A 15,043-nucleotide genomic window follows, 5' to 3' on the forward strand; every position below is an offset into this window, starting at 1 on the left:
TTTTTTAGGACTAGCATTTCCTAGTATAAGGTAATTAGCTACGCGGATTGTCGCGATAATCATTGTTCCTAAAGCTTTATGGTACCCTGCAGACAGCCCGATCTCATGTCGGGCTGTCTTCTTTTAATCTTTACTGCAGCGGTAGAACCATTACGTTGTCAGGTTCTTATGGTGGTAGAGGTAGGGTTTTAATTACTTTTGTTGTTTTTCTTACAAAAGATAAACAAAAGTAAATATATGTAATTATTTATAACTATGAATGCTTGTTAATGTGTTAATATGTCGTCGAAAATCTACAACTGATCGTCTAATGATTAAATTATGTGTAGCTTTTTGCTAGTTTTTGGATTGATTTTTCGTGTGCTGATAATCACGATGACTCCGTGTGCGTTAGTCTATTGATCTTTAGGGGTTTTCAGAATAAACTGATTTTAAAAGCGTCGGCCAATCATCTTCACGCCAGTATAGTTCTTCCATTAATAGCTTCGCTTTTCCGCCATCCTTGGCGTCGTATCCATGAAACACCAAGTAATCTTGGCTATGGATGTTCAGCACAGCGTTATGTCCTACACCATGCCAGTCGGCATTTCCTTCAAGCAACAATTTTCCTCCTCCTTTTGCCATGTCGATGCCTTCGCTATCCAAATACGGCCCCTGCAACTGCTTGGAGCGTCCCACGATCATCTTGTAGGTGCTGGCTGCTCCTTTACAGCAATAGTCTATCGAGGCAAAGAGATAATAATAGCCATTTTTATGGCGAAAGATAAAGGGCGCCTCTATCGCATTTTCGGCTACGCCCTGAGGCAGATCACTGTGGATGCTGTCGGCAGCAGCTCGTCGGCTGGCAATAGTGGGGAGATTCGTTAGATCATCATTTGTTCTTAAGCCATCCTTGCTGAGTTTAACCAGTTTTAGTCCTCCCCAAAAAGAACCGAAGCTTAAATAAGGCTGCCCATGTTCGTCGCAAATGAAATTCGGATCGATGGCATTCCAGTCGGTGCTACCGGGGAACGATTGGAGCAGGAGCCCATGGTCCACCCACTGAAATTCAGGGTCTTTCGGGTCGAGTGTTTTGTTGCTGGCTACAGCAATGCAGGAGGTGTTTTTTCCGAATGCCGAAACACTATAGTATAGGTGGTATCGCCCGTTGTGGTAACTGATGTCGGGCGCCCAGATGTGACCCGTAAAGCTTGGTACGGCCTTGACGGCCCAAGCGGGTGGTTCGGCAAATACGGGCGCTTCACGCGTCCAATTTTTGAGATCGCGCGAGCTTGCTACGGTTATGCCTTGACCAGTGGAGAAGAGGTAGAAGCAATCGCCCTGCTGTATAAGCACAGGATCGTGTACGGGGAGCTTGCCCAAGCGCTGTGCTATGCACATGTAGCATCCCAGCAGGGTAACAAAGAGCAAGCTGATAACTTTCATGCGATGGATTGGTTGGTTTAGTTTGGTCAAAAATAAAAAAAGGATAGCAATTTAGCTATCCTTTCTAATATGGCGCGTGACAAAATATAGGTCACCGGTATCTTTGTCTTTGTAAGCCTCTGTTAATATGCCCTGCCCGTAGCTCAGGTCGATGAGCAAGTCGCCCTTTTCGTTGTACTGCTTTTCTTCCATAATTTTTTTTGTTTATATACTTCTTCTAAGAGCAACAACCATACCGTTTGCCGCTTTTGCGTGAATAATATTTAAACATGAACTTTACGAATCTTACAAGTAAGCCATATTTAACTTAGACGGAAATATTGATATTAAGCCAAAGAAAATGGAAATTGGCTATACAAAAAAGGGAAAGATTATTACCGATATCTGTATTCTAAAGATAAGCTCAAAAATTTGGATCAATGTTTAAACTTCTTATCTTTACCTATTATGTGCCAATTTTGCGAGCTAATTTATTTATTTTAACATAGTATCTTTATTTGAAAATCAATATTAAAGACTGATGTAATAATGGGCATAAAGTTATTTGATGAAGGTCAATTGGATATCTGTTGCCCTTGCTCCGCAAACAGGCACAAGGTAGGGAAATTGCGTACTAGTTGCTTACGGGAAATAGGCTTCAAAACGCTGGAGTTAACATGAACATGTCGGAATATGGAACTTTCGAATAACGAACATAGCTTCTATAACGAAATCAAAGATTTGCTTACGCAGGCTCGAAACCAAGCCTATCGTGCGGTCAATTCCATTATGGTGCAAACCTATTGGCAGATCGGTAAGCGTATTGTAGAGCAGGAGCAGCAGGGTAAAAGCCGCGCAGACTATGGCGATTATTTGGTGACGAATCTATCTTCCTATTTGTCGGATACCTTTGGAAGAGGTTTTTCAGAAGCCAACTTGCGGAACATGAGGCATTTTTACCAGACTTTTCCCGACTTCGACCAATCCGTTACGCACCGCGTAACGAATCTCAGCTGGACAAATATCCGTCTGACTATGCGGATTGATGATCCCACAGAGCGGGACTATTATATCAAGGAGGCCACAGGACAAAATTGGAGTTCGCGTGTACTAGAACGCAATATTAAGAGCGGTTACTATCGTCGCTTACTTTCTACACAACACGCTCATGCACTTTCAGATTCGGATAAACATAATCCAGCGGATTTCATTAAAGACCCTTACATTGCCGAGTTTCTGGATGTACCCGAAGATTTGACCGGAAAAGAGTCCATATTAGAAAAGTCATTGATCAGCAATTTGCAAAATTTTCTGCTTGAACTTGGAAAAGGTTTTTCTTTTGTCGAGCGTCAGATGCGTATCAGCACAGAGACTTCCCATTTTTATGTGGATCTAGTTTTCTACAACTATCTGCTAAAGTGTTTTGTGGTAGTCGATTTGAAAACAACCAAGCTTAGCCATGGCGATATCGGTCAGATGGATATGTACGTTAGAATGTTTGATGCAATGAAGCGTGGAGAGGACGATAATCCGACGATTGGTATTATACTTTGCTCAGAGAAGGATGAAACCATTGTCAAATATTCGGTTTTAAATGAGAATAAGCAACTGTTTGCTTCTAAGTACAAAACTGTATTGCCCACTGAAGAGGAGCTGGCAGAGATGATGTTCTTACGCAATCTTAAATTGGTTGAAACAAGAGCGGATAATGACTTGACATAAAAACTACTATGTCATACGCAGTAAGTAAATGTTTTTTCTATTTACTGCGAGAGTTTTGTAGATTTGCGGCTTATAGCGGTACCTAAAAAAGCATCGCTGTTGTAAAACGTTTAATATCAATCGGGGTGCACGAAAGTGCTGAGAACATACCCATTCTCGTATCACAATACGAGAGGAACCTGATCCAGGTAATGCTGGCGTAGGGACAATTTCCTTTCTTACTGCTTTGTGCGCCGCTTTTTCGATGGATTTTTATTGGGGAGACCCGCATGTAGATGACAGAATTTATAGAGAAAATCAGCAGCGCGCTGCAAGCAACTTCATGGATAGAACGCTTGGCCGTAGGCTTCAGTATTGTGCAGGTGCTGCTATCCAGTAGGAACAAGATATCCAACTACTTTTTTGGCATCTTATCCATCGTGCTGACGATATCCGTGTTGTTTCAGGCGCGGTTGTATGCCGAAATTTTACTCAATATGTATTACCTCGTGATGAGTTTTTACGGCCTTTGGTATTGGAAGTTTCGCAATCAGCAAGCCGAGGTACCTATTACACGCTGCACAAAGGGAGAGTGGCGCACGGTATTCGCAATCGTCATTTTGGGCTATGGCGCACTTTTCCTCTTCCTCCGTTATTTTACAGATTCTGATGTTCCCATGCTGGATGCCATTGTTTCCAGTAGCGCCTGGGCAGGCATGTGGCTCTTGGCAAAGCGGAAGATCGAGAACTGGATTTTATTAAACATCAGTAATTTCATTGCTGTTCCGCTATTGTTCTACAAAGATCTGTATCTTTTCGCCTGTTTGACCATCTTTCTATTTATCGTCGCTATTGGCGGTTATATCAAGTGGCGCTCCATTATGAAAGATCAATTTCAATCCAATCCCCATCCCCATGTTGCATAAAGAAACGCTAGACCTGATCCAAGAAGATATTGCGCTATCTATCGAACAAAAGAAGCTTAGCGATAAGATGTTAAAGCTTATTTATGACAAGAAATGGTTTAACCTGTGGGTGCCCAAGGGCTATGGCGGCTTGGAGATGCCCTTGGCGGAAGGATGTGTGCTGTTGGAAGAACTGGCCTACGTTGATGGCGGCTTTGGATGGACGGTGACGCTCTGTGCGGGAGCCAATATGTTTGCCGGCTTTTTAGACCCTGCTTTGGCTGTAAACATCTTCGGCAAGCGCGAGGTATGCTGGGGCGGCAGTGGCAAGCCATCAGGCCGTGCCGATAAGCTGGCGGATGGCTATCTCGTGACAGGCTACTGGAAATATGCGACGGGCGCACCGCACCTCACGCATTTCACCTTGAATGCTTGGATTTATGAGTCGGGAAAGCAAGTCTGCGATGCTGCAGGCAATCCGGTGTACCATTCCTTTTTTGTCGATCGCGACGATGTGCTTGTTCATTACGACTGGGACACCTTTGGCTTGGCTTGCACGGCGAGCCACAGCTTCTCGGTGGAAAAGGTATTCCTGCCAGAGGATAGGGCCTTTGATTTGCTACCCGAGCGAAGGCAGCATGAAGCGCCCTTGTATTATTATCCTTTTATGACCTTTGCCGAGTGTACCTTGGCCGTCAACTATTGGGGGATGTTCCGTCGTTTTCTGGATGTGCTGGAGCGGCAGCTTTTTGTGAAGTCCACCGACCCTTCTTGGGATGCGGCGGCTGGGAAAAAGCGCTTTATGCAGGTGGATCAGTCGCGCTCGGCACTCACTGAACAGGCCAAACGGCTCTACGCGCTTATGGACGCTACTTGGGGAGATCCACAACCGGACGATACAGCCCTTCAAGAAATAGCGACTTTAAGTCGAGAGATGGTGCAGCGTATAAAACAGGATGCGGCAGCATTATTTTCCTTTGCGGGCATTAGCGGAGCGCAGCAGGATAGCGAGTTGAACATTGTCTTTAGGCATCTCTTTACCGCGGCGCAGCATAGTTTGCTCAACAGCTAAGTTCAGCCTTTGCGGCTGATACCTAGATCGTCCTTAGCAGTCAAACTGACGGCTAGCTTCGTAGACTTTGATACCCTGTTCGGTCATCTCTCGCGAGGGGATCCATAAAACACGCTCTTCCTCATAGCCACGAGGCACGGAGATAATGAAATCCGGTCGGTTATCACCGTCGAGATCGCCCACGAAAAGAACTTTAATAAAGGTATCCTGAAAAGACTCCTCTGCCACCAAGGTAAAGGCACGACCTGCTGCGTCGGTTAGGGTAAGGCTGTAGTTTGCTACCACATGAAAAATAGATTCCTTGCCATTGTCCTCGCTCACCGTAAACGATTCTTGGATATCGCCTTTTCCGACTAGGCTATAGCGGCTACCACCGCAGGTGAAGTCTTGTTTCTCGTTGGGCCAAATCTTATCGTTCGCCAAGGCGATGGCAGGATAGCTGCCGCTCTTTAAGTCGGCATGGCGCAGCAACAGCAAGCTTTTGTTCTTGGTCTCTACAGCTTTCGTTTTTATACCGGCACATTCATCAAATCCAGTAGACGTGGTATACTGCAGCGGTGCTAGGTGCAAGTTATTACCCTGTTGGTACACATCAAGCCAATCCCCAAGTAGCAAGGAGTCGGGGTCATCACGAGGTTCCCATAGGCGGTAGGTACCCGTCAAGTAGCTCTTGCCTTCGATAAAGTCCATGGCTGTCACGGCGTTGGCCTGTTCCTCGGCAGGAGGAGCAGCTACCAAAGTAGAGTCTGTATCATCCCTGTTTTCCAAGGAATCTTCCGCTACGGTTACCAGCTGCTGTCGTGGCTTGGAACCAATATTTTGGCAGGACGATAAGACCACACAGGCCGCAAGAAGAGAGTATATAGTATGCATGCACGAACGTTTAAGAAAAACACCTATCATCCTTAACGAACGAGCACCGCTGTTTGTTTGCAGAAGCTTGTTGATACGGGGCTGTCCTAAAAGATAATTTATCAAATCAAAATGCGTCATTGCGAGGAAGTATGACGACCGCCGAAGGCAGCTCCGTAGGAAACCAATCTGCATTTTGATTTTCTAAGATTGCTTCGCCGTCGTTCCTCCTTCTCGCAATGACGAAAGTTAGTTACTTTTTAGGCAGTCTCGCTATGCTCTGTTAAGAAGCGCCGTTTAAGGCCTCTTTGATGATGCGGAACGATTCCAGTCTTTTTCCATTGTCAAAGATATAGTTTGTTGTCATGATTTCATCGATTTCATATTTTTTTATGAAAGCTGGGACCTGGTCGGCAATCAGCTCCGCATCACCGATAAAGGTACAGGCGGTCATGTTGTATACTGCTTTTTCGATTTCGGGAATGCCGTCGTAAATAACCTTCTCGGTGGGAGGTGATAGTGGGCGACGGTGATTGGTCAATATACCGGCGAACATATTAAATAAGCTGGTCGACAGAAATTCTGCTTCGGCAGTGGTCTCGGCCGCGATAATGTTGACGCAGGTGATAAAATAAGGTTTATCCAAATGGCGGGATGGCTTAAATTCACGTCGGTATATCTCAGCCGCTTGGGCAAACATGGCTGGGGCGAAATGCGCCGCAAAGGCGTAGGGCAATCCCAGTTCTGCCGCCAAATGTGCCGAGTCGGTGCTGGATCCTAAAATATACAAGGGAATCTCCAAGCCTTCACCGGGAAAGGCTCGTACTTTCTCCGTAGGATCATCGTTTTCAAAATACTGTTGCAACGCCCGCACATCATCCTTAAAGTAGAACGCCGTATTCAGGTTGTTGCGGCGCAGCGCCATAGCCGTTACTTGGTCGGTGCCGGGAGCACGCCCCAAGCCAAGGTCTATGCGGCCTGGATAGAGGCTTTCCAGCGTGCCAAATTGCTCGGCCACCACCAGCGGCGCATGGTTGGGCAGCATAATGCCGCCAGAGCCTATGCGGATGCTCTTCGTTTGCGAGGCCACATGGCCTATCAACACGGCCGTGGCCGAGCTGGCGATATGTTCCATATTATGGTGCTCCGCAAACCATATACGTTCGTAACCTAATTGCTCTATATATTGTGCGCCCTCTACGCTTCGCTCGATAGCCTGCTTCACCGAATCTCCTTTGGATACGGTTGCCAGATCTAGCGCGGATAGTTTAATGTTGTTCATAGCTTAAAAATACAAGCTTCCCTGCAACAATGTGTAATCGCAGTGTAATTCCAACAAGACTGTATAAAAAGCTTGACATTCTACGGACTTTTTAACGATGCTGTTGCCCACTCGAAGGTTTAATTAGGAATATTCTCGATACGATTCCGCTTAGGCGGGATGGAGACAGCGCTGTTATTCTTCAGGCAGACGGATGGCCTGTATAGCGACATGCTCGCCACTTTGCAGGCTGCAGAAGAAGAGAAAGTCGTCGCCGCCATCGGCAATCTTAAATTTCTTACGGATATCTTCTACCCGGAGCGGGAAATTCTTGCTGATGACATTCGCCTTGCGGAGGCCTAAGCCTTTCTTGAGCGAACGCAGGGGATGTACGGCAATGACCTCAAAGCGGCGTCCGGGAAAGTCGGGCAGGAGATCGGGACTCGTATATAAGTGGGTATGCGGATGCAGCTTGTTGATCCCTAATTTATGGCCTAGGCTTTTGAAAGCACCGGCTTTCGTGAGCGCGACATCGGGGTCGTATAGGTAAGCATCCACGGGGCCGAAGGAGGATTCCGCAGCTTGCTCCTCGGCGTAGCTGAAGCTGAAGGTCTGTTGCCCTTGGGGCAGCAGGCGGACGGCATGTACCTGCACATCGCCTTCGTAGCCTTGCTCTTGCACAAAGAGTAGCTCCTTGCAGTCGTTCTGCACGCTGAGAACATACACCTCCTTGACATGTTGCAACGTTTGCAAGGCCAAGGAAATATCCAGCAGGGGCGCTAGCTTGCTGATGATGCACCGCGCTTTGGAAAAGAAGAGTGCCTGATGCTCCACAATATTTGGTTCGCAATCTTGCAAGCGAAAAACCTTTTGCTGCTGCACACGCCGTGATGGGTCGGAATAGATATAATCAAAGCGCTCCTTGCTGCCCTGCAGTAGAGCTATGCCATCACCCGCATGGCAGCTGATATTTTCGAGACCCAGTGTTTGGAAGTTATGCGCAACGATTTCCGCCAAGGCTTCATTGCGCTCGCAATGCCATACCTTGGTTGCGCTGCTGGCAAAATAAAAGCTGTCTACCCCAAAGCCTCCGGTGAGGTCGATAAGCTTGCTGCCAGCTTGTATCAAGGAAGCCTTGAAATTTCCGGTCTCCACCGATGAACATTGTTCGAGGCTCAGCTTTTCCGGATAATAGATACCCGGTACCAAGGTCCAAGGTGCTATTTTCTTTGCCGCCCGTTGTCGCCCATCAATCTGTTGCGCCAGCTCGCTGGATGAAACGGACGTAAAAGGAGATTTACGCAAGGCCATATCAGCAGCCTGCGCATCCTGATGTTGGCGCAGGTAGTCTTGTACGGCTTCGGATAGAATGGCTTTATTCACCTTGGTATAATTTCCTGATCTGTAGGTAGACTACAGTTTCTTGACCAGCAATTGGCAAGTATAGCTGTCTTTCAATTCTCTGATAATTTGCTTGTTGACCAATACCCTGTCAATGGTTTCTTGATTGAAGTAGCGTATGGTGATCAGTTCCAGTCCTTTTTCTACCGAAACTTTGTAGCGTTTTTCCAATTCTTCGAGTAGCGTATCGATGTTTTTACCGGTATCGTCTACACTCACACAAAAACTGATCGCACTGTTGTGCATCATATTTATCTTGATGCGGTTGCTGTGGAAGAGGTTGAAAATATGGCTCAGGTTATCCTCTACAATAAAGGAGAAATCCCGAGGCTGTATATTGATGAACACCTGGTTGACCTTGAAGATAAAGGAGGGCACGGGTAGGCCTTGGTTGGTACTGCGGATAAAGGTGCCCGGTTCCGAGGGATTCACGAAGGAACGTACATTCAGCGCAATCTTTTTGTTCTGCAGCGGTTTGATGGTTTTCGGGTGTATCACCGTTGCCCCATAGTAGGTAAGCTCTATGGCATCCGTGTAGGAAAGCTCCGGTATTAGCTCGGTATGGTCAAACCATTTCGGGTCTGCATTCAAGACGCCCGGAACATCTTTCCAGATGGTGATGTCTTCGGCGTTAAGGCAGGATGCAAAGATCGCCGCCGAATAGTCGGATCCTTCACGCCCTAGCGTGGTGGTGAAGTTCTCCGAGGTCGAGCCAATAAAGCCTTGCGTAATGATAACATGCTCATCCAGCATTGTCGGCAGGTCGCGGCGAATTTTTTCTTCGGTTTTCTCCCAATCCACAGCCGCCTCGCGGTAGGTATTGTCGGTAAATAAATAGTCGCGCGCATCGAGCCATTTGGCAGCAATACCGCTGTGCAGCGCATAGGCAGCAAGAATTTTTGAAGAGGCCATCTCACCGGTCGATACGATTTGATCGAAGAGGTAATCGTAGGTATCCTGCGGTTCTTCCTCTAAGACCCATTCTACCTCTACAAAGCAGTTGGCTATCTCGTCGAAAATAGGATGCTTGGGGTCGTCGAATAGGTCGACTAATATTTGATGGTGCCAGGCTTTGACAGCGTCCAAGCGCGCAAAGGCTTCGCCCGTTTGCTCAACATAGTGCTGGGTAACCTCCTGCAGCCTGTCGGTCGTTTTGCCCATAGCCGACACCACCACCAGCAGCTCGTCCTTTTTATAGTTGGCTACGATATGAGCAACGTTTTTTATACTTTCCGCATCTTTGACCGATGCACCTCCAAACTTAAATACTTGCATGTAATTCGTTAAAAGTTAGATTTTGGTTGATAGCTCTTTATATAGCCTGCGTCCTTCCTCTGTCAGGAGTTCCTCAATATCCGAATAGGGGATAACCAAGGTGGTGGAACCCTCTGCATAAGATTTTATCTCGTAGGGGTTGTAGTGAAACAACAAGCCCTCTCTCGTTAACCCAAAATTTGCCGGAAGCACAAAGCTGTCGTTGGCAAAGAAGTAGGAGCTGCCATAGGCGGCCGTGTCGGCTAGGTTTTCCAGCTTTTTAAAGTGCCTTTCGGCAACCGTCAATAGCTGCGTGGTATCGCTAACGAAGTCGGTCAGCGCAAGGCGTTTTTTTTGTGCCACATCGAAGGTAAACCACAGCTCGATCTCCATGCCATGCGCACCACCCGTGTAGTCGTTTATCGCCGTACGCAGCGTCAATACCCCCGGTTCATTCAGCACCACTTTGGAATCTTGGTGCTTGAACCAAGCATGGAAGGCCTCGTTGCCGGCGTCGATCTGCTCTTCGGCATACTCGTTAAATCCGCCAAGAAAACTTTCGGAAACCTGCTCCACGGTTTGCTCGCCATCAATGAAGATCGCCTCCAGCACCATGCTGTCGATTTCTGGGTTAAACACCGGATATTGCGCGGTGAACAGCGTAGAATCTATGCTGCTTTCGGTGCCCGTGAGGTAGGGGCTGAATGCTTTAAACTGCTTCAGCTCGTAGTGCAGGGTGTCTCCCGCGGCCGATCCATTCGTGGCCTGCGTCGACGATTCCGACCTGCGGTCAGCAAAGCAAGCGCTCGCCAACAATGCGGCAAGCAGACCCGCAAAAAGACTGCTATTGCTTAATTTTGAAAATTTAAAGACACATTTACCCATTCGCTATCAAAATCTGCATTGTACTTTTTATAAAACTCGATGGCCGGCGCGTTCCAATCCAACACTTGCCACATCATGCCGCTATAACCCTTTTCTTTTGCATAAGCTACCGTGCTATCCAGTAGCAGCTTCCCGATGCCCATCCCGCGCGCTTCCTCGGTCACGATCAGGTCTTCTAGGTACAGGCGGCGCCCTTTCCAAGTGGAGTAGCGTATGTAGTACAGCGCCAAGCCGATGATGCGGCCATCGCGCTCGGCCACAAAAGCGCCCCATACGGGCTGCTCGCCAAAGCCGCTGTTCACAAACTCCTCCATACTTACCGTCACAGCATCTGGCTGCCGTTCATAAATCGCCAACTCGCGGATCAGCTCCAGCATCGCCGGACAGTCGGCTGCTTGCGCCGCTCTAATTGTCGTCATCTTTGAGTTTGAAGTGTTTGACTACGCGTTTGCCAAATACGGTGCTGCCCAAGCGCACCATGTTGCTGCCGTTTTCCACGGCCAGTTTGTAATCGGATGACATGCCCATCGAAAGGGTGTCAAACGATTCTACGCCACGGTAGAAGCTAGTTTTTATACCGTCGAACAGCATTTTCAATTCGTAAAACTCTTCTTTGATTACCTTTTCGTTTTCCGTGTTGGTGGCAATGCCCATCAATCCGCGGATACGTACATGCTGCATCGCCGCAAACTCCTCATCGCGCAAGAGCTCGATAAGCTCGGCATGATCCAGCCCAAATTTGCTGTCCTCATCGGCAATGTATACTTGCAGCAGGCAGTCGATCACGCGATTGTGCTTTGCCGCATGTTTGTCGATCTCTTTTAGTAGTTTAAGCGAATCCACAGATTCGATCATGGCCACAAAATGGGCTATATATTTTACTTTATTCGTTTGCAGGTGGCCAATAAGGTGCCATGCTATATCTTTCGGAAGCGCTTCCTCTTTTTCCAATAGTTCCTGCACCATATTCTCACCGAAAACGCGCTGCCCAGCGGCATAGGCTTCCAGGATATCCTTCACCGGTTTGGTTTTGGAAACAGCCACCAAGGTGACGTCCATCGTTTTCAGTTCTTTTTGTAAGGTTTCAATATTTAATGCAATGCTCATTTCCGTCAAATTTCAACGTTCAAAAACTTAAAAGTGGTTATTCAGATGCCTTTTCGTAAATTTGTACAAACTTACGAAATGCAACGCTTATTACTTATTATATTGTCTTCGTTTTTTTTGTTGATTTCTTGCAAAAAATCAGCGCCAGAAGGAATTTTATCGGAAAAGAAGATGGCCGACCTGATGGCGGAGGTGCATTTGCTGGACGGCTATTTGAATACGCTGCCGGTGGATAGCTCGCGCAAGATTATCGACGGACTGTATGGCCAAGTGTTTCAGAAGTATGGTCTCGACTCGGCCAAATTTACGCAAAACCTAAGCTTCTACCTTGGCGACCCCACGCTATCCAAAAAGATCTATGTCGAGGTCAATAAGAAGTTGACGGGGCTGGATCGCGAGTATCGCCTAGGCGATTCCTTGGAGAATGTGCGCGTCAGCGACAGCATACGGTATGTGCAATATTACACACGCTTGCGGGATGAGGCTTACCAACTTATTCAGCAGGTGTATCTGGATAGCATTCCGCTGACCTACCGCACCTATAGAAACGATTTTATGCGCCGAGCAGGATTGACCTTAAATATTTTTCAAAATGAGCAGGTGCCCGTAACAGGGCCGGTGCCTTTACCAAGCAGCAACCTGCAGCAGCCTGCGCCCGTGTCCGGTGCAGATGCCACACCTAAAACACTGCCCACGGTGCCCGCATCGGGAGCAGCCGAGCGCCCACCCGCTGTATTACAGCGTGAAGTGGTGCCCCAAGTAAATTAAAATTATATATGATTTTCCCTAAAAATGCCCTAGATAAATTGGGCTTTATAGAAATTAAAAGCCTGATCAAAGAGAAGTGTTTGAGTGAACCGGGACGGGAGATGGTGGAAAAAATACAGCCACAGACCAAACTGGATCAAATCGATCGCTTTTTACGTCAAACCCAAGAATTCAAAGATTTGTTGCAGCATGATGCGCCGCTGCCGGTGGATCATCTCTACCCAATAAAGCCCTTGGCCGAAAAGGCCAAGCTGGAAGGCGCCTTTCTCGCCGAAGAGGAGTTCTACCGCATATTGCTGTCCCTGCGGACGGTGTATGCTGTTATCCGCTACTTCAATGAGCGCGAAGGGCAGTACAGCAACCTGGCCTTGCTCTTCGAGCATCTGCCCATCGAAACTAAAATTGTACGGCAGATTGAAACGGTAATCGACGACCGCGGTAAGATGAAGGATAATGCCTCGCGTTTGCTGCTGGACATTACCCAACAGATCTTGAAAAGCGAGCAGGAAGCTCGCAAACGCATCGATCAGGTGTTCAAGCAGGCGCAAAATAACGGGTGGACTGCCGATGGCAACCTGACCGTGCGCGATGGCAGGCTATGTATCCCGATTCTAGCGGAGAACAAACGTAAGCTCAAAGGCTTGATCCATGACGAGTCGGCAACAGGTCAAACGGCTTATATTGAGCCGGAAGAGGTGTTTCACCTTAATAATAAGGTGCGCGATTTGGAGTTTGAGCGCCGCCGCGAGGTGATCCGTATCTTAACCGAGCTGACAACCGAGCTGCGCCCTCATGTGCCTTTGCTCTTGGCCTATCACGGCTTGTTGAGTAAACTGGATTTTGTGCGCGCCAAGGCTTTGTTTGCCATCGATATCGAGGCACACATGCCCGAGCTGTCTAAAGAGGCGGAGGTGAACCTGGTCAACGCGCGACACCCTTTGTTGCTTATCAACGCCAAAAAGGAACAGCATACGGTTGTGCCGCTTAATATCAAGATCGATCAGCAGGATCGCGTGATTTTGGTATCGGGCCCTAATGCCGGCGGTAAGTCGGTTTGCATGAAAACCGTGGGTCTCTTACAGTTGATGGTGCAGGCGGGCTTGCTTATTCCGGCAGATGATACCTCTAAGATAGGGGTGTTTCGGCAGGTGTTTGCCGATATCGGCGATGATCAATCCATCGAGAGCGACCTCAGTACCTATAGTGCGCACCTCTCCAAGATGAAGCACTTCACTGAGTTTGCGGATGCGCGCACCTTGGTGCTAATTGATGAGTTTGGTACGGGGACGGATCCGCTTTTTGGTGGCCCTATGGCCGAGGCGGTGCTCGAAGCGCTCAACAAAAAGAATATTCGCGGCGTGGTGACCACGCACTACTCCAACTTGAAGGTTTTTGCGGCCAATACGGCTGGTTTGGAAAATGCATCCATGCTTTTCGATAATGTGGCCATGCGCCCGCTATATATCCTGCAGGTGGGTAAGCCGGGCAGTTCATATGCTTTTGAGATCGCACAGAAGATCGGCCTTCGGCCAGAGATTTTGGAAGCGGCCAAGCAGAAGATTGGCACCCAACAAAAGAAGGTCGATACCTTATTGGTGGATTTGGAGCGCGATAAAAAGCTGGTGCACGATACCAAGATTGCCATCGGCAAGCGCGAGAAGGAACTGGAAACCCTCAAAGCGGAGTATGAATCGTTGCAAGGGCATCTGGAAGAGAACAAACGACAGCTGCTTCGTGATGCCAAAGAGGAAGCGCGGCAGATTTTGAAGGATGCCAATAAGCTTGTCGAGCATACCATCGCTGAAATTAAATCGGCCCAAGCGGATAAGGAGCGCACCCGCGAACTGCGACGTGACCTGCATGCCGCGGTGGACAAGAATACGCAGAAGAAGCCGAGCCCTAAGCCGGTGGAAAGTGCCAACCATGTTTCGGATGAGCTGATCGAGGTCGGCGATTGGGTGAAGCTAATCGATGCGGATACGGAAGCTCAAGTGATGGAAGTGGCCAAAGGCAACAATCTGATCTTGGCCTTGGGCGACCTGCGCACCGTGGTTAAGAAAAATAAGGTAATCAAGTTGCGGGGCAAGGAAAAGGCTAAGGTCGTTAAACGACACCGGGCTATGTCCAGCGACTCGGTGGCCGATTTTCAGCCCGAGGTTGACGTGCGCGGTATGCGTACCGAAGATGCTCTTCGGCAGCTGGAAACGGTATTGGATCGCGCCGTCATGATCGGTTACCCTACCTTAAAGATATTGCACGGAAAAGGGGATGGCATCCTCCGTAAATTTGTGCGCGACTACCTGCGCAAATATAGCCATGTGTCGCATTTCGAAGATGAGCATGCCGACCGCGGTGGCGATGGCATTACCTACGCCTATATCAGTTAAAATTTCAAAAGCCTGCTAGGAACACAAATTCTAGCAGGCTTTTTGT

The 15,043-nt window shown here is 48.0% G+C and carries 14 protein-coding genes; 5 read left to right on the forward strand and 9 right to left on the reverse strand.

Annotation, left to right across the window (positions count from 1 at the left end; all coding sequences use genetic code 11):
* Positions 1-405 precede the first annotated feature (405 nt).
* Positions 406-1,425 carry a family 43 glycosylhydrolase gene (locus SCB77_RS20750; protein ID WP_320183914.1) on the reverse strand — a complete coding sequence of 340 codons (1,020 nt, stop codon included), beginning with the start codon at positions 1,423-1,425 and terminating at the stop codon, positions 406-408.
* Positions 1,426-1,476: 51 nt separating this feature from the next.
* Entirely contained in the window at positions 1,477-1,617 is a 141-nt protein-coding gene (locus tag SCB77_RS20755; protein WP_320183915.1) for a hypothetical protein, read from the reverse strand.
* A 480-nt stretch (positions 1,618-2,097) separates the two neighbouring features.
* Here SCB77_RS20755 and SCB77_RS20760 point away from each other — a divergent pair, with 480 nt between their 5' ends.
* The 3 genes from SCB77_RS20760 to SCB77_RS20770 all read left to right on the forward strand — a co-directional run bounded on the left by SCB77_RS20760 (position 2,098) and on the right by SCB77_RS20770 (position 5,082).
* Positions 2,098-3,126 (forward strand): PDDEXK nuclease domain-containing protein, encoded by a 1,029-nt coding sequence (locus SCB77_RS20760; RefSeq protein WP_320183916.1) that lies wholly within the window; start codon positions 2,098-2,100, stop codon positions 3,124-3,126.
* A 275-nt stretch (positions 3,127-3,401) separates the two neighbouring features.
* The gene (pnuC, locus tag SCB77_RS20765) at positions 3,402-4,031 is read left to right on the forward strand and encodes a nicotinamide riboside transporter PnuC (protein ID WP_320183917.1); all 630 of its coding nucleotides are present in this window, start codon (positions 3,402-3,404) and stop codon (positions 4,029-4,031) included.
* A complete protein-coding gene (locus tag SCB77_RS20770; RefSeq protein WP_320183918.1) occupies positions 4,021-5,082 on the forward strand; it encodes an acyl-CoA dehydrogenase family protein in 1,062 nt (353 codons plus the stop codon). Before pnuC ends, SCB77_RS20770 begins: the two co-directional genes overlap by 11 nt.
* A gap of 33 nt (positions 5,083-5,115) precedes the next feature.
* On the opposite strand, the gene SCB77_RS20775 is transcribed toward SCB77_RS20770, so the two are convergent.
* From SCB77_RS20775 to SCB77_RS20805, 7 genes are all read right to left on the reverse strand, one after another.
* Positions 5,116-5,955: a hypothetical protein gene (locus tag SCB77_RS20775; RefSeq protein WP_320183919.1), complete on the reverse strand. Its 840-nt coding sequence runs from the start codon at positions 5,953-5,955 to the stop codon at positions 5,116-5,118.
* Positions 5,956-6,217: 262 nt separating this feature from the next.
* Positions 6,218-7,216, reverse strand: coding sequence for an LLM class flavin-dependent oxidoreductase (locus SCB77_RS20780; RefSeq protein ID WP_320183920.1), 999 nt, complete (start codon positions 7,214-7,216; stop codon positions 6,218-6,220).
* Positions 7,217-7,390: 174 nt separating this feature from the next.
* On the reverse strand, positions 7,391-8,578 hold the full coding sequence (locus SCB77_RS20785; RefSeq protein WP_320183921.1) for a class I SAM-dependent methyltransferase: 1,188 nt from the start codon (positions 8,576-8,578) through the stop codon (positions 7,391-7,393).
* Positions 8,579-8,608: 30 nt separating this feature from the next.
* Positions 8,609-9,871 (reverse strand): aspartate kinase, encoded by a 1,263-nt coding sequence (locus SCB77_RS20790; protein WP_320183922.1) that lies wholly within the window; start codon positions 9,869-9,871, stop codon positions 8,609-8,611.
* Between the two features lie 15 nt (positions 9,872-9,886).
* Complete coding sequence (locus SCB77_RS20795; RefSeq protein WP_320183923.1) at positions 9,887-10,735, reverse strand: DUF3298 and DUF4163 domain-containing protein; 849 nt, start codon at positions 10,733-10,735, stop codon at positions 9,887-9,889.
* The gene (locus SCB77_RS20800) at positions 10,702-11,154 is read right to left on the reverse strand and encodes a GNAT family N-acetyltransferase (protein ID WP_320183924.1); all 453 of its coding nucleotides are present in this window, start codon (positions 11,152-11,154) and stop codon (positions 10,702-10,704) included. The genes SCB77_RS20795 and SCB77_RS20800 overlap by 34 nt, the downstream gene beginning before the upstream one ends.
* On the reverse strand, positions 11,141-11,842 hold the full coding sequence (locus SCB77_RS20805; RefSeq protein WP_320183925.1) for a YggS family pyridoxal phosphate-dependent enzyme: 702 nt from the start codon (positions 11,840-11,842) through the stop codon (positions 11,141-11,143). The genes SCB77_RS20800 and SCB77_RS20805 overlap by 14 nt, the downstream gene beginning before the upstream one ends.
* 78 nt (positions 11,843-11,920) lie before the next feature.
* Between SCB77_RS20805 and SCB77_RS20810 the strand changes: the two genes are divergently transcribed.
* Positions 11,921-12,610 carry a DUF4296 domain-containing protein gene (locus SCB77_RS20810; RefSeq protein WP_320183926.1) on the forward strand — a complete coding sequence of 230 codons (690 nt, stop codon included), beginning with the start codon at positions 11,921-11,923 and terminating at the stop codon, positions 12,608-12,610.
* An 8-nt stretch (positions 12,611-12,618) separates the two neighbouring features.
* Entirely contained in the window at positions 12,619-14,997 is a 2,379-nt protein-coding gene (locus SCB77_RS20815; protein WP_320183927.1) for an endonuclease MutS2, read from the forward strand.
* The last annotated feature ends 46 nt before the right edge of the window (positions 14,998-15,043 follow it).

The sequence above is a fragment of the Sphingobacterium bambusae genome, from assembly GCF_033955345.1.
GTDB lineage: Bacteria > Bacteroidota > Bacteroidia > Sphingobacteriales > Sphingobacteriaceae > Sphingobacterium > Sphingobacterium bambusae.

Bases quoted from the DNA above. Each gene is read 5' to 3' on its own strand.
- SCB77_RS20790 (WP_320183922.1), bottom strand. From the start codon at position 9,871: ATGCAAGTATTTAAGTTTGGAGGTGCATCGGTCAAAGATGCGGAAAGT.
- pnuC (WP_320183917.1), top strand. From the start codon at position 3,402: ATGACAGAATTTATAGAGAAAATCAGCAGCGCGCTGCAAGCAACTTCA.
- SCB77_RS20770 (WP_320183918.1), top strand. From the start codon at position 4,021: ATGTTGCATAAAGAAACGCTAGACCTGATCCAAGAAGATATTGCGCTA.
- SCB77_RS20795 (WP_320183923.1), bottom strand. From the start codon at position 10,735: ATGGGTAAATGTGTCTTTAAATTTTCAAAATTAAGCAATAGCAGTCTT.
- SCB77_RS20750 (WP_320183914.1), bottom strand. From the start codon at position 1,425: ATGAAAGTTATCAGCTTGCTCTTTGTTACCCTGCTGGGATGCTACATG.
- SCB77_RS20755 (WP_320183915.1), bottom strand. From the start codon at position 1,617: ATGGAAGAAAAGCAGTACAACGAAAAGGGCGACTTGCTCATCGACCTG.
- SCB77_RS20810 (WP_320183926.1), top strand. From the start codon at position 11,921: ATGCAACGCTTATTACTTATTATATTGTCTTCGTTTTTTTTGTTGATT.
- SCB77_RS20760 (WP_320183916.1), top strand. From the start codon at position 2,098: ATGGAACTTTCGAATAACGAACATAGCTTCTATAACGAAATCAAAGAT.
- SCB77_RS20815 (WP_320183927.1), top strand. From the start codon at position 12,619: ATGATTTTCCCTAAAAATGCCCTAGATAAATTGGGCTTTATAGAAATT.
- SCB77_RS20780 (WP_320183920.1), bottom strand. From the start codon at position 7,216: ATGAACAACATTAAACTATCCGCGCTAGATCTGGCAACCGTATCCAAA.
- SCB77_RS20775 (WP_320183919.1), bottom strand. From the start codon at position 5,955: ATGCATACTATATACTCTCTTCTTGCGGCCTGTGTGGTCTTATCGTCC.
- SCB77_RS20805 (WP_320183925.1), bottom strand. From the start codon at position 11,842: ATGAGCATTGCATTAAATATTGAAACCTTACAAAAAGAACTGAAAACG.
- SCB77_RS20800 (WP_320183924.1), bottom strand. From the start codon at position 11,154: ATGACGACAATTAGAGCGGCGCAAGCAGCCGACTGTCCGGCGATGCTG.